The organism is bacterium (assembly GCA_016716565.1).
In the GTDB taxonomy this organism is placed as follows: domain Bacteria; phylum Bacteroidota; class Ignavibacteria; order Ignavibacteriales; family Ignavibacteriaceae; genus IGN2.
Genome location: JADJWC010000001.1, coordinates 20,569 through 43,866, shown reverse-complemented (window position 1 = coordinate 43,866; position 23,298 = coordinate 20,569). Strand labels below are relative to the sequence as shown.

The following is a 23,298-nucleotide window of genomic DNA, read 5'->3' as shown; positions in this document are numbered from 1 at the left end:
GTTTTTCTTAAATCAAATGAATATTCAAGCAAAAGAAGATACAATTATAGCAATTGCTACACCGCCCGGAGTAGGTGCAATTTCGATCGTCAGATTAAGCGGGCCTGATTCATTCAGAGCGGTCGATGCGGTTTTTTCTGGGAAAATAAAACTTGAAGATACAAAATCTCATACGATTCACTACGGTAACATTCTCGATGAGAATGAAATTGTTGATGACGTTCTTGTTTCGGTTTTCAGAGCACCCAATTCGTATACTGGAGAGGATAGTATTGAAATAAATATACATGGTAGCCCCTTTATCTCACAGAGAATAATATCTCTGATCATTAAAAACTCAGATGTTCGTCTTGCTGAACCTGGAGAGTTTACAAAGAGAGCATTTTTAAATGGCAGATTAGATTTAGCTCAAGCTGAAGCAGTTGCCGATCTGATAAACTCAAGATCATCTGTTTCCTTGATGGGGGCCAGATGTCAGTTAAATGGTCTTCTTTCCTTGAAAGTTGCTAATTTGAGAAAAATGTTGGTTGATGTTTCCTCATTTATTGAACTTGAGCTTGATTTTGCAGAAGAACAAATTGAATTCATTAAGAAAAATCAGTTGATTGAAAAAATTAGTGAGATCATTAGAGAAATTGATGAGTTATTAAAGTCCTACTCATATGGAAAGGTAGTTCGAGAAGGAATTAATGTAGTCATTGTTGGAGAACCGAATGTAGGAAAATCCTCACTATTAAATTATTTATTAAAGGAATCAAGAGCTATAGTGAGTAACATTCCTGGAACAACTAGGGATACAATACGCGAGGAAATTTCGATTGATGGTTTTTTATTTAAGCTGCATGACACAGCAGGTATAAGAGAGTCTGACCAAATAATTGAAAAAGAGGGAATTGAAAGGTCCAGAGAAGCAATACGCACTGCGGATTTAATACTATTTTTAGGGGATGTAAATGTTGGATTTTCGAAAACTTTGGAGAAAGTGATTTTCAAATTAAATTCAAATGCCAGTATCATCCGCGTTTTGAATAAAATAGATCTGGAGAATGAAAAGGCTTATACAGGAGATTTCAATATTTCTATCCTAGAGGATGCAGGTGTTTCTAATCTTCTTGAAGGTTTGAAGAATTACGCGAAGCAAGATGGTGTTTATACAGAGAAGGATGCTTTAGTTACAAATATCAGACATCATAATTGTTTATATAGAGCAAAGGAAAATTTGAATAATGCATTGTTAACTTTATCTTCAAATTTAAGCGGTGAATTTTATTCAAGTGATTTAAGAGCAGCGGAAGACGCTCTAGCTGAATTAATCGGGGAGGTCAGAGCAGATGATATTTTAGATAATATTTTTGCAGCCTTTTGTATTGGGAAATGATAGTTTCACGTGAAATTGAAGTCCTGAAGATTTGATAAGTTTCACGTGAAAGTGTTTATAAAACAATAGATTATGAAAAATAACAATTTCGATATTATAGTGATTGGCGGCGGTCACGCTGGTGTTGAAGCAGCTGCTTCTGCTGCTCAAATGGGATGTTCAGTTGCACTGTTCACAATGGATAGAAATGCTCTTGCCCGGATGTCCTGTAATCCAGCCATTGGAGGAACAGCAAAGGGTCATCTGGTTAGAGAAATCGATGCTTTAGGTGGGCTGATGGGTAAAATCGCTGATGAATCAGGCATTCAATTCAGAATGCTGAACAAATCGAAAGGTCCTGCTGTCTGGTCTCCCCGATGCCAATCTGATAGACGACTTTATTCTGAGGTGGCCGTCAGATACATAGGCACAACCAAGAGTATTTTTACTATTGAAGATTCTGTTTCTGAAATAATCATTGAAAATAACCTAACCAGAGGTATCATCACAGGTTCGGGAGAATTCGTCGCTTCAAAAGCTGTCATTCTTTCTGCAGGCACTTTTATGAATGCTATTATGCATACTGGACTCACAGCTACAAGAGGTGGGAGATTCGGCGAAGAGCCATCTCTCGGTATAACTCAGAGTCTTGTCAATATTGGTTTTATTTCTGGTCGATTAAAAACGGGCACACCTCCGAGATTGAGCAAAGGTAGTATCAACTTTGGTGTATTAGAAGAGCAGCGCGGAGATGAAATACCACAGCCGTTTTCACATTTCACTGATTTAAAAAACTTTCCCTCATTGCCCCAAGTAAGCTGTCATATCACTTATACTGATATTAGTGTGCATAAAATATTAGAACGGGGTTTTGATAGATCTCCAATGTTTACTGGTTTGATAAGCGGAGTTGGTCCACGATATTGTCCCTCTATTGAAGATAAAGTTGTTAGATTCGCTGACAAAGAAAAACATCAACTCTTTCTTGAGCCGGAAGGTATTGATAGTGATCAGATTTATGTAAATGGCTTTTCAACTTCACTTCCAGCAGAAATCCAGCTGGAATTATCTTGCTGGTCAGGTTAACGGAACTTCAGGATATGAGGAAGCTGCAGCTCAAGGACTAATTGCTGGAATTAATGCCGCTTTAAAAGTTCAGGGCAGAAAAGAATTCGTACTTAAAAGAAGTGAAGCTTATATAGGTGTGCTAATTGATGATCTTGTAACCAAGTCGACTGATGAACCCTATCGTATGTTCACATCCAGAGCGGAACACAGATTATTATTAAGACAAGATAATGCAGATAGAAGACTAATGAAATATGGGAAAGAATTTGGTCTAGTTGGTAAAGAAGATTCTGAAAAAGTTGGAGATCGTGAAAGAAAAATCTTTTCCGGAATTAAAGCATGTAAAAACTTAAAATTAAATGCAGCAAAGGTTAATGAATTTTTAAATGTCAAAGGATCTTCATTAATCGATTCGACCGAAACTATCGCAAATCTTTGTCGAAGACCGGAACTTTCTCTTCCGGAATTGTTGAGACTTGATGGATTCGATGATCATCAAGATATCAAACCATTGCTTACAGATGAATTGGTTATGCAGCAAGTCGAAATTGATTTGAAGTATGAAGGTTATCTTAAGCGACAGGAGGAAATGATAGCGAAGTTCGAGAAGTATGAAGATCATTTAATTCCTTTAACATTAAACTATTCTGACATAAAGGCTCTGTCAACAGAGAGCAAAGAAAAATTACAGAAGTATAAACCCCGTTCGATAGGTCAAGCCTCACGAATTTCCGGAGTTACACCTTCAGATATTTCTGTTTTATTGATATATTTAAAACGATAATTTTTATTTTTTTTATGGCTGATAAGCAGGACCAGTACCTAAAAGAACTAAATGTATTTTGCTGGGAAAATGGTTTCAACCCGGAACCTACCAGAACAGAACGACTCGCCTACTTCGCTCAGCTCGTCGTTGAGAAAAACAAAAAGATTAATCTTATCTCCAAACGGGATGTTGACTCGATCATTGAAAAACACGTATTCATATCAGCCTACATATCAAAATATCTTCCAGAAAAAGTAACTAAATTTTTAGACATCGGTACTGGGGGTGGATTTCCAGGAATTCCTCTGGCTATAATGCGACCTGATATCAGAGGAGTGTTAGCAGATTCAACTTTAAAGAAGGTTGAAGCTGTAAAAGACTTTATTGATAAACTCAAACTAAGCAATGTAATCTCTGAGAATCACCGTGTTGAAAGCGAGGAGTTTATTTCCAGACATGGTAATTCATTTGACCTGATTGTCAGCCGCGCTACAGTTCCTCTTATAATTCTTTTCAGGTACGCTATTCCGTTAATTAAAGAGAAAGCATTTTTATTTGCGATGAAGGGTGGAGACTTGTCGGAAGAATTTTCAAAAGCAGAATTGAAATATAAATCGTATATAAAAAAATCAACCGTATATGATCTTCACTATAAACCGACAAATATCAGAAATCAAAAAGGGAAGAAATTAGTTCTGCTTGAACTTCAAAAGTAAAATATCAAAGGAGATTCAATTAAAATTTTAACAGGGTTCAATTGATTGAGCCCTTTTTTGTTGTTATATGAAAGCCGAGACCTTAAAAAGATTAAGCACAGAGTCAACTTTTGATAAGCTTAAAAATAAACTTAATCAATCATCTGAAAACATAGTTTTCTGCTCGCAACTTAACGGTGCAGTAAAATCTTTTTTTGCTTTGGAGATTGCTAGAGACGAGAAACAGGTTGTTATACTACAACCCGATTCAAAATCTGCAGAAGAAACATTTGTAGAGTTGAATCTGATTGCTCAAGAAGAACAATTACTTCTTTGGGATGAATTTTCAACTGAAGTCATTCAGGAAAAACTGACTAAAATTTCCCGGATGAAAAAGTTGATTCTTATATCAACTTATGATCTTCTTACGCTTAAGCTTCCAGCACAAGAGCAAGTAAACAAATCAACAATGATTATCCGGACAGGTGGGGAGATCAAGTATGATGAATTGATAGAATATTTGAATTTACTCGATTACCAGCAAGATAAATTTGTTGAGGCACCGGGTGAATTCTCAGTAAGAGGTTCGATAATCGATTTTTGGTCTTATAGTGAAAATAATCCGGTACGATTAGAATTTGACGGAGATTTTTTAGAATCAATTCGTTATTTCGATCCAGAAAGCCAGCGCTCAATTGAGACTACCGAAAGTGTTTCTCTAGCTGGGGCAATAATCAAAACAGAAGAATTAACAGCTGATATTTTTGAATATCTTGATAATCCGGTAATTGTTGCTTCATCATTCGAACTTCAGAATAAAACTTTTAAACCTACCAAAACAGAACAAGCTGATTTAAAAGTATCAGATAAAAAAATCCCTTCTGATGAAGTTTACGAAGGGCAAGACTTTCCGGAATTTGAAAGCCCTTTATCTGAATCGGGCGATGATTCATTCAAAATTGATCTTGATGAACTTCTGCATAAAAAGAATGCTCGCTGGATACTTGAAGAAGAAATTGCCGCTTCACCGAGTCGAATAGATCTCGGCTTTTCTGAGGCACCAACTATCAACTCAAACTATCAGATTCTATTTAATGTTCTAAAGGAATATTCAGGAAAAAATTATGATGTGATTATAACATCAGAAAATGAACTTCAAACATCAAGATTGAAAGAACTTCTTTCAGAGTATAACGAAGAACTTGCAGAACTAATTACCGCTCAGAAAATTAAATTGGATACTTTCCCAATTAAAAAAGGATTTATTCATCACAAGGAAAAAATTCTTCTTCTTACCGATTATCAAATATTTAACAAACCGTACCGCTCAAAGCTTCCTTTAAAAAAGAAATACAGCAAGTCAAAATCCAAAGCAATTGCCTCAATAAAGTACGGAGACTATGTTGTTCACGAGAGCTATGGAATAGGTATGTATGCCGGACTTAAAACAATAAACATCGGCGATGCAAAACAAGAATCAATGAAACTGCTTTATAATGAAGGAGGAGTTGTATATGTAAATCTTAACTATCTCAATCTTGTAAAGAAATATTCATCAAATGAAAATATAAAACCAACTCTGTCAACTCTTGGGACAGGTGAATGGGAACGAAGAAAAACAAAGACGAAAAAGAAAATCAAAGAAGCAGCGAGAGAGTTGATTGAACTTTATGCAAAACGGAAAGCGACTAAAGGTTTTCAATTCAGTTCTGATACTATCTGGCAGAAAGAGCTGGAGGCAGCTTTCTTTTATGAAGATACTCCCGATCAGGAAAAAGTAACAAATGAAGTTAAGTCAGATATGGAAGCACCGAGTCCAATGGACAGACTTGTTTGTGGTGATGTTGGTTTTGGTAAAACAGAAATTGCAGTACGCGCTTCATTCAAAGCTGTGCAAGATGGTAAGCAAGTGGCGCTGCTCGTTCCGACAACAATTCTTGCCGAACAGCATTACAATACTTTTAAAGACAGATTAACTCAATTTCCTGTAAGAGTTGCTGCACTTTCAAGATTTCAAACGAAGAAAGAACAGGAACAAATTATAGAAGATCTCGGACAAGGAAATGTTGATGTTGTAATCGGAACTCATCGGCTTCTGTCGAAAGATATTAAGTTCAAAGATCTCGGGTTGCTGATGATTGACGAGGAACATCGATTTGGCGTTTCAGCTAAAGAAAACTTCGTGAGATTAAAATCAATGTTGATACACTAACGTTAACTGCAACACCAATTCCAAGAACATTAAATTTATCTTTGCTTGGTGCACGCGATCTTTCAATAATTGCGACACCGCCCCCAAACCGGCAGCCTATTTACACAACCGTTTCAACATTCGATATCACAAGAATCAGAGAATGGATTTATAATGAGTTGAAAAGAGGAGGGCAAGTTTACTTTGTTCACGATAGAGTTGAATCAATCGGCAAACTTGCTGATTATCTAAATAAACACATTCCTGACATCAAAACCGGAATTGCGCATGGACAAATGAAATCATCCCAGCTTGAAGAAGTGATTCACGGATTTCTTAGCAGAAAATATGATGTGCTTCTTTCAACAAAAATTATTGAATCAGGACTTGATATTCCAAATGTGAATACCATAATTATTAACAGGGCAGATAGGTTTGGACTTGCGGAACTCCATCAGCTGCGTGGAAGAGTTGGAAGATCAACCCGACAAGCTTATGCTTATTTTATTGTTCCATCTGTAAGTGGAATTACGAAAAAAGCAATGCGCAGGCTTCAGGCTATCGAAGAATACACCGAGATTGGTTCGGGATTTAATTTATCAATGCGTGATCTAGAAATTCGTGGTGCAGGAAATCTTCTTGGCAAAGAGCAGTCAGGTTTTATAAACGAAATCGGTTTTGATCTTTATATTAAAATGATTGATGAAGCAGTCGAGGAATTAAAGTATCAGGAATACCAGGAAATCTTCAAAACACTTCCACAGAAAGAAGACAGAACGGAACCGACAATCGATCCATATTTTGAAATTGGAATTCCGGAAACATATATGCCCGAGCAGATGGACAGGCTTAGTTTCTACACTGCACTATATTCGATTAAGACTTTGGATGAACTAGACGAATTAAAAGAAGAAATGGAAGACCGTTTCGGTCCGGTACCGGAATTGGTTAAAAGACTTTTACAAATAGCAGCCTTGAAATACTATGCATCATTTGCATTGTTTGAAAGAATAATTATGAATCGAAAAAATGTAACTGTTATCCTTCCAAAAGGGGAGAAAGAAGATTATTACAAAATTAAGTTTGTTGAACTAATGAGGTTTATCATCTCAAATCATAAGGACAATATCAAGTTTGAACAGAAAGATGAAACGATGAAGCTGGTTATCAAAAATAATTTTCAATTGCCCGAAAAACTTTTAGAATTTCTCATCGACTTCAGTAAGAACATCGGAAGACTGTTTGAAAATAATAATAAAAAAGAATCCGTTGTAAATTAGTATAATTTGCCTCTCGCATCATTACTTCCTAAGTTTGCTTTCAATTATCGTTTTAATTAATAATGGCCTTTAATAAAGAGAAACCATACAACGAACTTCCGCTTCTTCTACCGGATAGAAAAGTTTGGGAAACATTAGATGTTTACAAAAAGTTAGCTGATGCACGAGCATCGCTTGCTGAGCTTAAAGGCAGACTTCCGATCATTCCTAATCCGCTGATGCTGATAAACACTCTCGTACTGCAGGAAGCAAAAGACAGCTCCACAATTGAAAATATATTCACAACTAACGATGCTCTTTACAAAGCGTTCTCCTCCAATCTAACTAATGATGCATCTACAAAAGAAGTACTGCGTTACCGTGAAGCTATGTGGAACGCATTTACGAAAATGAAAAAATCTTCTGATTATTCTGAGAAGCTTGCCGTTGAGATTTTCAAAACTATTACAGATAAGAAAGAAGAAATCAGGAAAGTTCAGGTTTATATTGGCAGCAGTAATCACGTAGTTTATACTCCGCCGTCACCCGGAAATCATTTGAAAGAAAAATTAACTAACTGGTTTGATATCGCAATCAAAGAAAAGGGAGTTGATCCTCTTATCAAAATGGCAATGCTTCACTATCAGTTTGAAGCTATTCATCCCTTCACCGATGGCAACGGAAGAACAGGAAGAATTCTGAATGTATTATATCTCTGCAAAGAAAAACTTATTGATCTCCCGGTCATCTATTTATCAAAATTCATTCTCGATAATAAAAACAATTACTATAAATTTTTGAGAGAAGTTACCGAAAACAAAAAATGGGAAAGCTGGATTCTTTTCATGCTCGATGCAGTGAATGAAACAGCAAAACTAACTTTGCAAAAAGTGAACGCAATCTACGAAGAGTATCTGTCGGTAATTGAAAAAGTAAAAGATAAAGCTCCCGACATTTATACTCACGAATTGATCGAAGTTATCTTTAACCAGCCGTACTGCAAAATTGCAATACTTGAAGAAAAGAAAATTGCTTCACGGAACACTGCCAGCAAGTATCTCAGAAAATTGGAAGAACTCGGAATTCTTAAGTCCGAAGTAGTTGGCAGAGAGACACTCTACAAAAACATTTTGCTTTTCAACATCTTATCTTCGAAATAAAAGACACAAGTAAAAATTAAATGGATTTGTGCACGTTCAACTGCATATGCACAGCCGTTGTGCACATCTTCGGCTATATGCACAAATTGTTTTAATATTTGTGCGAGTAAAACAGAAACGCACAAATTATGTGCATATTTTGGGCGGTAAAGTGATGAATGAGAATTAAAAAGCGGACAATAGAATGCCCGCTTTAAATGGATAGCAAAAACTTATTTGATTCTTGTGTATTTAATTTCCATCATTTTCATTTCAGGTTTGCCGCCTTCTTCCATATACATCGTGAACATAGACTCATCATCGTTAATGTGCTGAATGATTTCCCGAACTTTATATTCACCTGTGAAACTCATGCCTGATCCAGCGTAGGTAAAAGTTTTTGTTGCTTCATCATAAAAGCCTTCGAGAACCATTCCGCCAGTGCTCATATTATCAACCCAGTAGCTGAAGAATTTTTTTGTTGCATTATCATAACCGGTTATTGCCGAGCCTTCGAAAGGCATTCCCATAAAATTTGCAGTCTCTTTTGAATGGAAATATCTTCCACCGAGCATTGATTCGCAAATTGATTTACCTTCAGTTACAGTTGGCGGCATATTCGGATCCATCCAGGATTTAATTTCAGTTTTCCATTCGCCAACACTTTTAGCTAATAAATCGTGCATAGCACCGGGAGTCATATATTCCTGCCATGCTTTCATCATTTCAGGATCCATTCCCATCTCATCATCCTGTGCAAAAAGTGTATGAGATGAAATTGCAAACATTGCTGCGATTATTAGAGCAAATAATTTATTCATAGAGCCTCCGATAGTTTGTTATTGATTAATATGTGGATTAATTGGTTCGAACTTTTATTACAAGCTTCTTGACATCAGAAATTTCTCCCGTACTTATTCCCGGCATATGGACATCTTCCGTGAAGAATATTGCAAACATACCTTCTGAAACTTTTGAGAAAGATTTATCTCCGGTGAAAAATGCAATATCATTTTCTTCTTTGTATGGTTCGAGAATTTGTTGCATACCAATTGGAGAATAACCCATCAATTCTTCTCCGCGGATAACAAATTGAACATCAATATATTTTCTGTGAGCTTCGAGCTTTCCCTCGGATTCTGGTTTTGTTTGATATTCGCTCACTAACGCGAAAATATTTTCACCATCAATCGGATATTTGCCAGCTGGAAGATTTTTTAAGTCAGTTGTTTTGATATACTCAAATGATTTGCGTATCCGTTCACTAATATTTTCGTAGAGAAATGAGTTTTCGATTTTATCAATTATCATCTGATTCTTAATTTCTTTGGATGTTGAATTTTGAACAGCAAAAATAAACCGGTCAGAATCAAATTAAAATTTATTAATGATGCACAGTGTGTAAAATCATATCGCATTCTGTAATTATTTATATTTGAAACAAAAATCGGAGAAAAAATGGCAAAAAATTCATCATTCGATATAGTTTCTGAAATTGATTTTCAGGAAGTTGATAATGCAGTAAACCAGGCAATTAAGGAAATCACTCAAAGATATGATCTGAAAGATTCTAAAACAGAGCTTGAACTGAACAAAAAGGATAAGCTTCTTACTTTAAATACAAAGGATGATTATTCCCGAAAGCAGTCAATAGATATCCTGCAGACAAAATTTATTAAAAGGGGGTTGTCAATTAAAGTAATGAAGCTTGAAGAGCCCGAGACAGCAGCCAGCGGAAGACTGCGGCAGAAAATTAATCTGCAGAGTGGAATATCCAAAGACAACGCGAAGATAATTACAAAAATGATAAAGGAAATGAACCTGAAAGTAAGTGCGCAGATAATGGATGAAAGAATCCGTGTGCAGGGAGCGAAGAAAGACGATTTGCAGATTGTTATTCAAAAAGTAAAAGAAGCCGATCTCGATTTTCCTGTTCAGTTTGTTAATTACCAGTGACCAGAAATTTAACAGTAGAAGTAATAGTTATATTGATATGAAAATTTTATTACTAGCATTCATTTTTATCTTAGCTTCTATTAATTCTTTGTCGCAAGTAGGAAGTCAGGTTTTTAAGGAAGCTTATCCAGTTATCGGATGGGATTCTTTGAAAACTATAATCGAAAAGCCTGAAAATTATCCAGAGAAACTGCGAAGAGCCGGAATAACTGGTAATCTTTTTCTATCCTTATTAATAGATACTACTGGTACGTTGGTACAAGTTGAACCAGCATTTGGTTATAAATCTGTGGCGAAACTAGATAGTTTGAAATACTATCACTTAATATTACAAGTAGAGAAAATATTAATTCCAATACAATGGATTCCCTGTTATTTAGATGATAAACCAATAACTCAAAAAATTTATCGTTCGTTTAACTTTATTATGATTGATGAAATAGATAAAGGTTTTAACATTTTAGCTCCCAAGATTTATTTCGAAAAAAGTCATTAATTATCACTATAACCAACCGATTAAGCCGAACGCTTCAATACAAATTTGTCTTGTAAATTAGCGCCAAATATTTGTCTTGCAACAAAAAATAATCCTCGCAAAATTGAAACTAAATTTTTACAGGTTAGTCTAACCAGTCAAATTAAAACTTGGTTTAGTAGAGTAAAACGGGAGATAAAAAAAGTTTATGAGCATTCCGGAGAGGTAGATTTTCCCATCAAAGTGTAATCTTCTCACTTCTAAAAATTCTTACGACATTCAAAACCATATGTGACAGATATTCACGTCGCTGTCCTGTGCAATAATGACGGATTGAATTCGTATATAAAGCCGGATTGAATAATTTCCTCCGGCATGATAATTGAAACCGAAAGCAATATCCAGGAACAAATGATGCATTATAACCACGTATGAAAATATTTTTACTGGCTTTTATTGGAGTTTTTACTCTCCTGTCAGGTTCTGCGTCCAACAGTGCGCCCAGTGGACAAAAGATAAATTCAAGCAGCGATATCATTTCAGATGAAGATTATAACCAATTACTTATTACGAGTCTTTACACGGATTGCAAGCTGACGGATAAATTAGATTTTAATGTTTTTAAGCTCGCACTGGATGGCTACAACTCTATTGATGCACCGAATAAAAATCTGCTTTCAATAATAGATTATTCAAAACCATCAAATGAAAAAAGATTTTTTATTATTGATATCGAAAATCATAAGCTGCTGTATCAAACATTAGTTGCTCACGGAAAAAAATCAGGTTTTCTGAATGCAACAAAATTTTCGAATAAAATCGGATCATATAAAAGCAGTCTTGGATTTTTTAGAACCGGCAATTCATACTCTGGCATAAGAGGTTATTCGTTAAAGCTAGAAGGATTGGAACGAGGAATAAACGACAATGCCGGTTTGAGAGGCATAATTATTCACGGTGCAAATTATGTAGATGAAAGAATTGCCAATGGAAACGGAGTTATCGGACGAAGCTGGGGTTGTCCTGCTGTTTCTAAAAAATTATCAAAGGAAATAATTAATTTGCTTAAAGGCGGCAGTCTTCTTTTCATTTATGCTGATGATGAAGTTTATAAAGAGAAATCACTGATAGCCAACCTCAATACAAACACAAATTCTAACCTGAATTAATACACTTCCACTCTTTTCATAAAAAACATTCTTTCGCGATGCTTTCGTGATAAACCTGATCTAATTTTGACTTGTTCGAATTGCCAACTGGAATTATTTTATCATAAAAATTGTTAAAAGAAATGTTATGAAAAACTTATTAAGCATATTATTAGTTGTAGTACTGTTTACAACAGGTTGTTCGCAAAGTGAGGAAGAAAAGGTGAGTCAGTCAGTTACTGACAACAATACAAAGCAAGCCGCAGAAAGGAAAGATTCAAATATGGATAGCTCGGGAAATAAATATCAAAAACCATCTGACGAAGAATTAAAGAAAATGCTAACCGATGAGCAATACAAAGTAACTCAGTGTGAAGGAACCGAGTTTGCATTTAAGAATGAATACTGGGATAATCATCGTGCAGGAATTTATGTTGATATTGTTTCCGGCGAACCGCTGTTCAGCTCAAAAGATAAATTTGATTCGGGCACAGGCTGGCCAAGCTTTACACAGCCGATTGATCCGAAATACATTGTGAAGAAAAAGGATCTTTCATACGGCTGGAATAGAGTAGAAGTAAGAAGTAAAAACGGGGATTCACATCTCGGTCACGTTTTTGATGACGGTCCTGATCCAACCGGATTACGTTATTGTATAAACTCTGCATCCCTTCGTTTCATACCAAAAGAAAAAATGGCAGAAGAAGGATACGGAGAGTTTCTTTCGTTAGTTGAATAGAAATTGTTTACCCCGAACCTGCCTGTCCGGCAAGCAGGCTTGTTTCAGGATCTTTAGCCCCCTGATGTCATTCCGGCTTGTCTGGAATCAGACATTTTTTAGATTTCTGCTTCTGCGGGAATGACATAGTAATTCTACTGTTTCATTCTAAACATTTCTAAAAGCTGAATAAACATGTATTCAACTGATTAATTGTTTTTATGACATATTGAACACCTACGGTGTTCTAAGTTTTTTGCTATTTTCTACAAACATATCGCTCCTACGGAGTGAAAGCAGATTCTAGAAAAACTCCGTAGGAGTTAAATATTTATAGCCACAAATCGCCCCAAACAATCCGAACCCCGTAGGGGTTCAATAGATTTGAGAGTATATATAAATCGCCCTTTCGAAGACATAAAGTCCGCGGCTGCCAGTGTTCAATAAAGGTGAGATTCCGAAATGAATTCGGAATGGAAATCCAATTGACACTCTCTCAACTTTGAATTAGTTTTCTACTGTGATTTTTGTCCAATGGGTCAAAATGATCATTCAACCCACACATTGTTTTGTCTATTCTCAATCCTCAACGAGGACTTACAATTCTATAACCCTTTTTGAAATTATTAATAATTTTTTGAGGAGTAGTTATGAAAACGAAAAAAGTTTTCTTCGCTGCATTCTTCCTGATATGTTTTTTTCCTGTGCTGTTGATTGCACAAAATATCAGTGTTCATGAATTTATTGGTAAATCAAAATCCGATGTAATAAAAACATTCGGTAACCCTGTCCATCAGGATAACGGCAATCCTGATATGATGTGTATGTTTTATCAGACCAAGACGGTGCGAATGATTTTTGTTTCGAATAAAGATGGTGTTTACCAGTCTGAAGCAACTGCAAATTACGATACCGAAGCAAAAGCAAGAAGTGTTTTACTGGATATCCTAAAAAATTCCAAAGCTGATGGTTTTGCCGTAGATTCTATTTCAGTAAATGATTTTCAGATACATAAAACCGGTGCGAAAGCAGATCTTCAGTTGACTGAAAACAAAATCACAAAAAATTTTGATGTGAGCGTAAAAGCACACAAGTCTGAAGATTAGTAACTTCAGCAAATTAGTAGGGAACAATATGATTAGCATTTGAGATTAGACGGTTAACGCCATTCGCTGCGTCAGTTTTTTTTTTTACGTTTAGCAAGCAACCTATTTGGTTTCTAATTTTTAAATAATTTTTCACGGCACAATTCTTCCTTCTAATTTTATAGTGAGGTAAGAATTATGGTGCTTTTAAATAAATTATTTCTTTTATTCCAGTATGAAAGTTTGCAAATTTTCATACAGGGACTTCTCTCCAGGGATACATATCCAACCGGTTTTACATAGCTTGAGTAAACAATTGTTGTCTCTTTTCCATAAAAATTTATAAATAAAATATTTAATAAAATGATTCGAAAACTTGTTTTAATATTAACCCTGCTTCCGGTTATTTGGGTTTTGGCACAGTCAAATACAATACAGGAAATGAAACATAACCCAAACTACGAAGTTAAGATAGATGCAGACAGCACAGCAGTGATATACAACAAGCAAACAAACCTGCGCTGGTTGAAAAGCATAAAGACTTACACTGAGCCTGAGAATTTAAGAGAGGCAGATCTAATAATAGACCTTGATACATTAAACCTTGTTTACTGGGAAAACCTTTACAGGCAATGGGGACATATAGATGCTGCTAATCCTGACCTTGATGCAAAATATATTGTAGCAGATGCAAATAAGAACGGTAAAAATGAAATTTATTCTATTCATTCATCCGATTCTGCTTTTTTCAGCGCTACAATTTATGAGAATGTAATTGACTCTCTTTTTAATTATACGATCGAAATTAGGGATTCACATAACATAATTTATGACCTTGGTGATATTACAAATAATGGTCTTTTTGATATTATCTGCAGGAAGATAGGTAATCAGTTATACTTCTATAGCCAAAATATTAGCACTGATTACATAGAACAGTTGAATTTCATCTACAATCCATTTCCGCCAGTTTGCCAGCCAAATGACGTAACCTTTTATGATCTTGATTCTGATGGGATACAGGAAATTATTTATTACTTAGTTTCTGGTCCGGTAGATAGCGCTTGGACTCAGTGCAACCACGTTGCAAGATATAATCCGGTATTTAATAATTATGAACTTATTTATTATCACAGACCAACTCCAAACTGGTTCACATTTGGATTTGCAACAGGAGACTTTGATAATGACGGAAAGAATAATTTCAGCACAGGCAGCATTGACGGGAATTATTTCATTTATGAGTATGTATCCGGTGATGATGTTAATGTTGAATATCAAATGCAGCTCGAAACACTGAATGCATTTCTTTCAGTTATGAGTGAAGATATGAACGGAAACGGGAAAAATGAGGTGTGGATTGGCAGCGATTTCGCAAGCAGCCTTTATGGCGGCGTTACAAGAGTATTTGTACTCGAACCGTCAGGAAATGGAACATACCAAGTAGTTTACCAGATAGATATACGTGGACTGTTCTCGGGTATTTACGGAAGAATAAGATATGTTGATGTTGACGGAGATGGAATTAAGGAAATATTTCTGAATAACGGTTCTTTGGTATTTTGTTTTAAGTATAGCCCGCAGAGAAATTTCTATCTTGATTTTATTATAGACACCTGGGATTATAGTCAATATGATTATGATGGAACTGATGTGGCTGATCTGGATTCAGATGGGATAACTGAATTCATAATGCAGAAGCATCTAAATCCAGGATATATCTTTAAATCTATCTTCTGGAAACGAGATGAAACAGTTGGTGTGGGAACTGACGATTATTTTGTCCCTGAAGAATTCAATTTGATGCAGAATTACCCGAACCCATTCAATCCATCGACAACAATCAGGTTTGCTCTTCCACTTGAAACAAAGGTTAATATTAAAGTTTATAACATACTTGGAAAAGAGATAACAGAACTCCTTAATGAAACCCGCATAAGCGGTGAATATGAAATTGCCTGGAACGGAACAGCTAAGAATGGCGACTCCGTTCCATCAGGAATTTATTTCATTACAATGATTGCTGATGAATTCAGCAAAACTATTAAATCTATTTTAATTAAATAATTAGCCTCGATTAAATATCGGGCCCAAAGGAGTTAACAATGAAAAAGTATCTCATGATATTGTTCTTAATTTTTATTTCATCCGCCGCTTTAGCACAGTGGACAGGTGAGATAAATCTTTCACAATTCACAGTTCAATCACAAAGTCAGTTAAATGCTTGTGTTGATGCTAATGGAATACATTTAGTATACTGGAGAAATGGCGGTATTAAGTATGCTCGTGCAAATTATAATGGCTCTACAGTTTATTATTACGACAGATTAATTGAATCTGAAGGTGCCAACTGTGATTTAGTGAATGTTGTTTCTGTAAATAACAGCACGCTTTATGCAATATACAAAAAGAACAATACGATCAACGTAAAGCGCAGTGTAAACCTGGGAAGCAGTTGGTCGCAATATAATTATTGGAATATGACGAATTCAGGGTGCGATAAGATTGTAGCTTACAGTGATGGTGCTGATATTCACATTGGCTGGACTGAAGGTGGTCATTCTCACTATATAAAATATCAATCTTCTCAAAATCAATGGACACATTATAAAAATGTAACAGAGAATGAATATGGTGGTGGTTATGATCCTGATCTAACATGCTCATCAAATGAAATACATTATTTTTACAAAGATGGTTCGCATGATTCACATTCCAGGGATAAAACCAAGATCAACACCAATTGGGAAAGTCCGCAATACATCCCGTTTGATGGCACATCCATACAATATCATAAACCTGTCATTGCCAATAATAAAGTTAACGCTGCCCTCAGAGTTTATTACAGCAGTTTCTATTTCAGTGGTGCATTTATATCAAACTCAGATCGTCCGTTTGATCAAGGTTTCTGGAATGAGAATGTTTGGTTACGTGAATCAGAGATTGGTTACGAAACTGAATCTGAAAGTACACAGGACAATAAGATTCATTTTATTTACTACGATAAAAATGACTACAAGTGGGAACACAGGTATATTTCTAATTCAACTTTATCCGGTCAGATAGGTGAGATAACTTTGGTTGCATCTCCCTCATCAACACTTATAGCAAATTCCAATGATTTATATTTATTAGCTCTTGGATCAATAGACTTTCCATCTTGGATAAGATTACAACGTTATGATGTTGCTCCTGCACCACCAACTGGATTAACAATCACAAAAAGTGTCAATAATCATCCATTACTTTCCTGGAATGCAAATCCAGAACCGGATAGGTATCAATATATTGTTCAAAAAGATGCCGGAGAACTTGGTTGGATAAATCTTATTCAAACTTCTAATCTTCAATATGAGGATCCAAATGAGAGCTATTGTACTGCTGTTCCCCCAGCAGTATGCCCGGATGGTCATTGGGTTTATTACAGGTTAAAAGCAGTCGATTTACAATCTCACGTATCAGATCCTTCGGGTAATGTTGGTACTTATGTCTTAGGAGGTAATCCATATAAGATTGGCGGCGAAGGAAACAACGAGCAAAAGCCGGATGAATATGCTTTATCACAAAACTATCCCAATCCTTTCAATCCAACTACAACAATAAACTACGCAATAAAAACGGCAGGAGAAGTAACACTAAAAGTTTATGATATGCTTGGAACGGAAGTAGCTTCTTTAGTAAATGAAATTCAAGAAGCAGGTAAGTATTCAGTAGAGTTTAATGCTTCCAACTTACCAAGCGGAATTTACTTTTACACATTAACCTCAGGCAACTTTATGGAAACTAAGAAATTAATTCTGCTTAAGTAACAACTTCTTAAAAAAAGGCGAACTGATTCGGTTCGCCTTTTTTATTTCGCTGAAGAACTTTAACGTTACACGCCATTCGCTGCGTCAGTTATTGTTTTACATTTAACAAGCAACCTATTTGGTTTCTATTTCCTAAATAATTTTTCACGGCACAATTCTTCTTACTTATTATTTAGTGAGGTAGGAAGTATGGTGTTTTTAAATAAATTATTTCTTTTATTCCGGTATGAAAGTTTGCGAATTTTCATACGGGAACCACTCTCAAAGGATAAATATCCAACCGGTTTTACATAGCTTTACAAGAAAAAGATTATTAAAATCTAACAGTATAATTTCTTTCCCTATAAAATATCGGGTAAAAAGATGAAAGTTGAATTATTAGTTTGTTTATTGTTGATTATAGTAGTGAGCACTTCACGCGCACAGCAAAGTCGTGAAGAAAAACTACAACAATTAAAAAAGCGTGGTGACATAAAAATAACCGAAGTTGAAAAAGAGATATTAAAATTAGAATACCCAAACGGTAAATTACTTTACAAAAACATTTCTGATTACCAGTATCTAGCATCAAGTATCCAACAACCAGTTTACTCCCCAACTTACGACAGCACAATAATAGACCTTACAACTATTGATACATCTCTTTATTACCAGAAATACAACTTTTTGCAGGAAGTAAAAGTAGGAACTGATAATACCAAACCACCTTTAGTAGCTGATATGAACAACAATGGACTGCCAGAAATTTACGGGCAGATGAAAGACTATACTTCTGGTTTTAGTGATTTAGTAGTAATGGAAAAGAATACACAAGGAAGTTTTGACTCTGTTTATAGATATGACAGCACAAGTTCAGCGAGAACAGTTATTTTTGATATTGATAAGGATGGACGGGATGAGCTGTACCTTCACAGGTTTCCTCCCGACACCAATTACCCTGGGTCTAGCTACTTGTTCTTCAAAAAACCAACTGATACATCACTAGCAACTGATTTATCTTTTATCTTTTATCCTTACCCGGTCCCAGGACAGACCCAGCTTAATAACAATACGTTTGGCGATTGGGATAGTGATGAATTTACCGATCAAATTTTTATAAGACATTGCTGTCCTAATAGTGTGTTCATTTATGAATATAACCCTTCAACTAATAATTTTGATTCGGTTTCTTATTATGATCCCTCACAATATGATCTTTATTTCTCAGGTTTTGCAATTGGGGATATAAATCAGAATGGAAAGACAGAATTTTTTGCGGGAAGTGTAAACGGTAAGGTTATTGCAATAGAAAACTGCGGTGATAATTGTTATAACTTTATCTGGCAAGGTTCTGTTGAAACAAATAACGCTTACCTTTATGCTGTAACAAACGATCTTGACGGCAACGGTAAAGCGGAAGTTTGGATTGGCGGATATCATTTCTGGGAAGGAGAAGCGATAACAAGAATAACAATATTTGAAGCAAGTGGTAATAATTATGTGGCAGTTGGAAAGATTGATATAATAGGTGCGTTTAACTTTTACGCAAAAAATATGCAGGTTTTGGATGTTGATAAGGACGGTAAAGAAGAAGTAATGATGTGCATCGAACAGCACGTGTTAATAATAAAGTTCAGCGGCAGACAGAATCATCATACTTATGAAGTTTTTTATATAAAGCGTAATGATCTTGCTTTCAGCGGGAGAAACTCTGTTTTTTACGGAGCGACTATGTATGATATTACCGGTGATGAAAAGGAAGATATAATAATCCATCTTGATGATATCATTACAAATGTGGGAATGAGATTATTTACTTTTATTTATAAAGCTGATTTTTCTGTTGATGTAAATGAGCTGGATCCTTTGCCTGGAAATTTTAATCTATATCCAAATTATCCTAATCCTTTTAATCCTGCAACTAACATTAGATTTAACATTCCGGAATATTCATTTGTTTCAATTAAAGTATTTAACGTATTAGGGAAAGAAATAAAAACGCTGTTAGAAAAAGAATTATCTCCCGGCAGCCACACGATTGACTGGGAAGCTAAGGATAGTAATAATGAATTACTTCCTTCAGGGGTGTATTTAATAAGGTTAACAGCAGGTAAATACACTCATTCTGTTAAAGCAGTATTGCTTAAATAATTTTATAAAGAAAAATAAAGGATTAATAAAATGAAAAAGTTTATGATATGCTTGGAACGGGAGTAGCTTCTTTAGTAAATGAAATTCAAGAAGCAGGTAAGTATTCAGTAGAGTTTAATGCTTCCAACTTACCAAGCGGAATTTACTTTTACACATTAACCTCAGGCAACTTTATGGAAACTAAGAAATTAATTCTGCTTAAGTAAATTTATTTAAAACATAAAGCCGGAGCTTAACACTCCGGCTTTCTATTGTAATTTCTGCTAATTACCTGTGCAAAGTGTTCAACCATTAAAATTTTAGCGATTCCCAGTTTAAATTAATAGCATAAAATTTGCTTCAAATGAAAGATGAACAACAAATTATTAAAAATCACATTACTATTATTTACCACTATGTTTTTCGCTTTCTCCTGCGAAGATGATCCGGTAACAAATAATAAGAACAATAACAACGGATCTCCATCAGACAGTGTAGAAGCAGAAGTTCATCGTCTTGTTAATGAACATCGAACCGGAATGGGATTACCAGCACTCGAGTGGAATGAAACTATTGCCAACGAATGCAGACAACACAGTCAGGATATGGCAAGCACACATACTTTGAGTCATGATGGTTTTAATGATAGAATTAATAAAATCGGTGAAACAATTTCGTGGAGCTGGGCAGGGGAGAATGTTGCATATAATTACAGTGCAGAAGCTGTGGTTACAGCTTGGTTAAATAGTCCCGGACATAAAAGCAATATTGAAAGCAACTCAAATCTAACTGGCGTTGGCGTTACTTATGATGGAAGTACGATCTACTTCACTCAGATTTTCATTCTGAGTAATAATTAATGAAATGTTTTCTCGATAATTTTTCTGACTTTGTCAGAAAAAAACTCGAAAACCAACAAGACAAAAAGGTTCTCGAGTAATGAAATGTATCGAGAGAACCTTTTAAGACAACTTCATTAAACTTCTACCAAGGGATGTTTTTGGCAACGCACTGAATGACAACCTTTTTGTATTGCTAATTCTCTGCAAGATTAAATATCTCATCAAGCTCATAAATTATTATTTGATCGTTATCATCCTGAGTTGCTGAAACTATCATTGCATTTGCAACTTTTTCTCCTTCGATAGGTCTCTGGTTTTTCAGGAAAGGAAAAATTGGGACCACAATCTTCAGAATATTTTCAGCAGCCTTTTCTCCGAATCTTTTTTCGTCTCGTTCACCCAGCAAAAGAGAAGGTCTGAAGATTCTGATTTTATGAAATTTAAGAAGCTTAGCTTTTTCCTCTAACTCTCCTTTGATTCTAATATAAAAAAGTTTTGAATTTACATTTGCACCGGAGGAAGAAACAAGAAAGTAACTCTTCACTCCATTTTCAGAGGCAGCTTTTGCAAATTCATATTGATAAGTAACATCAACTTTATACTGGAGAGTAGTACTTTTAGCTTTTCGGATTGTAGTCCCTAATGCGGAGAATAATTCATCACCAACAATCAAGTTTTTCCATTTCTCGATCTCATCAAAATCAATAAGATGTTCTATTAGTTTGGGCTGGTTTATTCCAGTTGACCTTCGGGCAAATATTTTTATGATTTGGTATCTGTTATCAGCTAAAAGTATGTTTACGAGAGATTTACCAATAAGTCCAGTTGCACCAATTACAATTGCTGTTTTCATTACGTACCTTGCCCCAATTCATAATCAACAACTCTTCGCTCGTACCGGACTTCACTCAACCATTTTTTTATTGCTTCATGATCGGGATGAATTTGATATTGATGCAGCGCTTCTTTGTTTTCAAATTCAGAGTAGAGAACAACGTCACAAGAATCTTTTTCATTGCTGAAATCGAAACCAACTTCGATCCTAAACAAACCATCAACTTTGTCTTTCATTGCAAGTAATTTTTCTTTCAATATCTGTGCATTAGTTTGTTTATTGTTTCCGTAAGCGCTTTCATTCAATCGCCAGAACACAATGTGTTTGATCATAATATTCCTTTTGTAAAAAACTATTGTTTAATCGGACTAACTTATTTCAATGCAGGTACGAATAATTCTTTTGCTTCATTCTCACCACCCGTGAATGTTCTCATATTTTCAGGGATGTGTCCATAATCGCTGAATGCATCTAATTTCATTTTTCCATCCGGCAGAACACGTATGATGGTCAGACTGCAATTTGTAATGCTCATTTGAAGCCAGGACATTGTGTCAACATTTAAAACTTTTGTAACAAAATATCTGATAACATTTCCGTGACAAACAATTATATCATTTCTATCATTTTCATCAGGTGAAGAAATAAAGTATTTAGCAAAAGCTTTTTCGATATTATTCTTGCATTGGACCAACTCTACAGAATCGGTTTCAGACATTACGTCTTTTCTCCAGGTTGGCGGCGTGCACTCACTAATTAATTCATCTTGTGCTAACGTCAATTCTGGAAATTCTTCGTTTACTATGATAGCCGTTTGTCTTGCACGTGTCATTGTGCTGCTGGTCAGGGAGGTAAACTCAATTGACATTGCTTTCAATCTTGCGGAAAGTAATCTTGCTTGTGCGATACCAAGAGGTGTCAATTCGTTCCCGGTGAATTCATCTGATTCATCTGTTTGATTATAATCTCCATGACGAATAAGATAAATTGTTCTGATCCCTTTTTGTTCTTCTGAAGAAATCTTTGAATAAGTATTAAATGGAAGAATAAGTAGTAGTAGGGAAATAATCCCGATGAGATGAATGATTTTCAAAGTGTTACCTCTTTTGGAATCTGTTTATTTTTTTTATAAAGACATATCCTCCTTTAGTCGCTCCCCAAACCTGGTTTCCATTTTCATCAAAGCCACGATCCCACGTTAACATTTTATCCTTATCAATCATAACCTCAGAAGTGGCATAACTTGCACCGCGCAGATCGCTTTTGCAGTTTTTATCAATTGATCCTCCTTCAAAGTATCCATCGTCGGTTCTGTGGAGAACAACATCGCAGCCTGCTTTTATTAAAAGCGAGTCAGGAGTCAATCGAAGTAAAGGAAATTCTTTTTTATAATCTCCGGCAAACCTCAACGGATTTGGGATAGAGTAAACTATGCTTTCAATTTTTCCATCGCTTCTTTGTTTGATTTGATAAACTCTCTGCCGGTAAGGTTGGTCTTTTGTTTCTGATGCTGCCTGCTCAATATAAATCCATGGACCGTCTGTTCTGTCTTCCCAGATCTGAACCATTTCAATTTCAATATTAAAATAGCTGCTGTCCTTTTCTGCCTGCTCTTTGCTTGAGAACGAACCGACCATATAATCAACCAACGTCTCAACATCTCTTTGAGAATATATATTGATTGATAATATAAGAGTAAAAAGAAATGTTAATATTGACCGCATAAATTTAGTCCCGTGAAAAATGTTATCGATACACTTAAGTTAAAATATTGATTTTAAAATTCTTTTGTACAGAAAATTTTAAATGTGACTTTTACCTACTCAATTAGTTATTTTATATATAG

General features: G+C 35.3%; 19 protein-coding genes and 2 pseudogenes. 15 read left to right on the top strand and 6 right to left on the bottom strand.

The annotated features are described in order from the left end of the window. The first annotated feature begins 16 nt into the window (after positions 1–16). The 5 genes and pseudogenes from mnmE to IPM14_00200 all read left to right on the top strand — a co-directional run bounded on the left by mnmE (position 17) and on the right by IPM14_00200 (position 8,496). On the top strand, positions 17–1,378 hold the full coding sequence (mnmE, locus tag IPM14_00220) for a tRNA uridine-5-carboxymethylaminomethyl(34) synthesis GTPase MnmE (GenBank protein MBK9096547.1): 1,362 nt from the start codon (positions 17–19) through the stop codon (positions 1,376–1,378). Between the two features lie 72 nt (positions 1,379–1,450). Continuing rightward, positions 1,451–3,209, top strand: a pseudogene (locus tag IPM14_00215) (tRNA uridine-5-carboxymethylaminomethyl(34) synthesis enzyme MnmG). Between the two features lie 14 nt (positions 3,210–3,223). Beyond that, the gene (gene rsmG / locus IPM14_00210) at positions 3,224–3,907 is read left to right on the top strand and encodes a 16S rRNA (guanine(527)-N(7))-methyltransferase RsmG (protein ID MBK9096546.1); all 684 of its coding nucleotides are present in this window, start codon (positions 3,224–3,226) and stop codon (positions 3,905–3,907) included. 67 nt (positions 3,908–3,974) lie between these two features. Continuing rightward, positions 3,975–7,357 (top strand): annotated as a pseudogene (mfd, locus tag IPM14_00205) (transcription-repair coupling factor). 62 nt (positions 7,358–7,419) lie between these two features. Next, the gene (locus IPM14_00200; GenBank protein ID MBK9096545.1) at positions 7,420–8,496 is read left to right on the top strand and encodes a Fic family protein; all 1,077 of its coding nucleotides are present in this window, start codon (positions 7,420–7,422) and stop codon (positions 8,494–8,496) included. A 212-nt stretch (positions 8,497–8,708) separates the two neighbouring features. Here the strand turns inward: IPM14_00200 and IPM14_00195 are convergent, their stop codons facing one another. Together IPM14_00195 and IPM14_00190 are read right to left on the bottom strand one after the other, a co-directional pair. Continuing rightward, positions 8,709–9,296 carry a DUF1579 domain-containing protein gene (locus tag IPM14_00195; protein ID MBK9096544.1) on the bottom strand — a complete coding sequence of 196 codons (588 nt, stop codon included), beginning with the start codon at positions 9,294–9,296 and terminating at the stop codon, positions 8,709–8,711. A 37-nt stretch (positions 9,297–9,333) separates the two neighbouring features. Continuing rightward, positions 9,334–9,786 (bottom strand): YhcH/YjgK/YiaL family protein, encoded by a 453-nt coding sequence (locus tag IPM14_00190; GenBank protein MBK9096543.1) that lies wholly within the window; start codon positions 9,784–9,786, stop codon positions 9,334–9,336. Between the two features lie 147 nt (positions 9,787–9,933). On the opposite strand from IPM14_00190, the gene IPM14_00185 reads away from it, so the two are divergent. The 10 genes from IPM14_00185 (at position 9,934) to IPM14_00140 (ending at position 20,635) form a co-directional block, all read left to right on the top strand. Beyond that, a complete protein-coding gene (locus tag IPM14_00185) occupies positions 9,934–10,431 on the top strand; it encodes a YajQ family cyclic di-GMP-binding protein (GenBank protein ID MBK9096542.1) in 498 nt (165 codons plus the stop codon). Positions 10,432–10,468: 37 nt separating this feature from the next. Continuing rightward, the gene (locus IPM14_00180) at positions 10,469–10,927 is read left to right on the top strand and encodes a hypothetical protein (GenBank protein ID MBK9096541.1); all 459 of its coding nucleotides are present in this window, start codon (positions 10,469–10,471) and stop codon (positions 10,925–10,927) included. A 410-nt stretch (positions 10,928–11,337) separates the two neighbouring features. Continuing rightward, on the top strand, positions 11,338–12,075 hold the full coding sequence (locus tag IPM14_00175) for a murein L,D-transpeptidase catalytic domain family protein (GenBank protein ID MBK9096540.1): 738 nt from the start codon (positions 11,338–11,340) through the stop codon (positions 12,073–12,075). Between the two features lie 127 nt (positions 12,076–12,202). Further along, complete coding sequence (gene msrB / locus IPM14_00170; protein ID MBK9096539.1) at positions 12,203–12,793, top strand: peptide-methionine (R)-S-oxide reductase MsrB; 591 nt, start codon at positions 12,203–12,205, stop codon at positions 12,791–12,793. A 629-nt stretch (positions 12,794–13,422) separates the two neighbouring features. Beyond that, positions 13,423–13,878: a hypothetical protein gene (locus IPM14_00165; GenBank protein MBK9096538.1), complete on the top strand. Its 456-nt coding sequence runs from the start codon at positions 13,423–13,425 to the stop codon at positions 13,876–13,878. A 393-nt stretch (positions 13,879–14,271) separates the two neighbouring features. Continuing rightward, the gene (locus IPM14_00160) at positions 14,272–15,924 is read left to right on the top strand and encodes a T9SS type A sorting domain-containing protein (GenBank protein ID MBK9096537.1); all 1,653 of its coding nucleotides are present in this window, start codon (positions 14,272–14,274) and stop codon (positions 15,922–15,924) included. A 413-nt stretch (positions 15,925–16,337) separates the two neighbouring features. Beyond that, positions 16,338–17,666, top strand: a complete 1,329-nt coding sequence (locus IPM14_00155) for a T9SS type A sorting domain-containing protein (protein ID MBK9096536.1) — start codon at positions 16,338–16,340, stop codon at positions 17,664–17,666. Between the two features lie 363 nt (positions 17,667–18,029). Further along, positions 18,030–19,796: a T9SS type A sorting domain-containing protein gene (locus IPM14_00150; protein ID MBK9096535.1), complete on the top strand. Its 1,767-nt coding sequence runs from the start codon at positions 18,030–18,032 to the stop codon at positions 19,794–19,796. Positions 19,797–19,843: 47 nt separating this feature from the next. Beyond that, positions 19,844–20,002 carry a T9SS type A sorting domain-containing protein gene (locus IPM14_00145; GenBank protein MBK9096534.1) on the top strand — a complete coding sequence of 53 codons (159 nt, stop codon included), beginning with the start codon at positions 19,844–19,846 and terminating at the stop codon, positions 20,000–20,002. A gap of 144 nt (positions 20,003–20,146) precedes the next feature. Continuing rightward, positions 20,147–20,635: a CAP domain-containing protein gene (locus IPM14_00140; protein ID MBK9096533.1), complete on the top strand. Its 489-nt coding sequence runs from the start codon at positions 20,147–20,149 to the stop codon at positions 20,633–20,635. Positions 20,636–20,810: 175 nt separating this feature from the next. On the opposite strand, the gene IPM14_00135 is transcribed toward IPM14_00140, so the two are convergent. The 4 genes from IPM14_00135 to IPM14_00120 are packed head-to-tail and all read right to left on the bottom strand — an operon-like array spanning position 20,811 to position 23,176. After that, positions 20,811–21,470 (bottom strand): NAD-dependent epimerase/dehydratase family protein, encoded by a 660-nt coding sequence (locus IPM14_00135; protein ID MBK9096532.1) that lies wholly within the window; start codon positions 21,468–21,470, stop codon positions 20,811–20,813. Beyond that, positions 21,470–21,784, bottom strand: a complete 315-nt coding sequence (locus tag IPM14_00130; GenBank protein MBK9096531.1) for a Dabb family protein — start codon at positions 21,782–21,784, stop codon at positions 21,470–21,472. Before IPM14_00130 ends, IPM14_00135 begins: the two co-directional genes overlap by 1 nt. 41 nt (positions 21,785–21,825) lie before the next feature. Then, positions 21,826–22,545, bottom strand: a complete 720-nt coding sequence (locus IPM14_00125; GenBank protein MBK9096530.1) for a histidine phosphatase family protein — start codon at positions 22,543–22,545, stop codon at positions 21,826–21,828. A gap of 4 nt (positions 22,546–22,549) precedes the next feature. Then, positions 22,550–23,176 carry a chromophore lyase CpcT/CpeT gene (locus IPM14_00120; protein MBK9096529.1) on the bottom strand — a complete coding sequence of 209 codons (627 nt, stop codon included), beginning with the start codon at positions 23,174–23,176 and terminating at the stop codon, positions 22,550–22,552. Positions 23,177–23,298 lie beyond the last annotated feature (122 nt).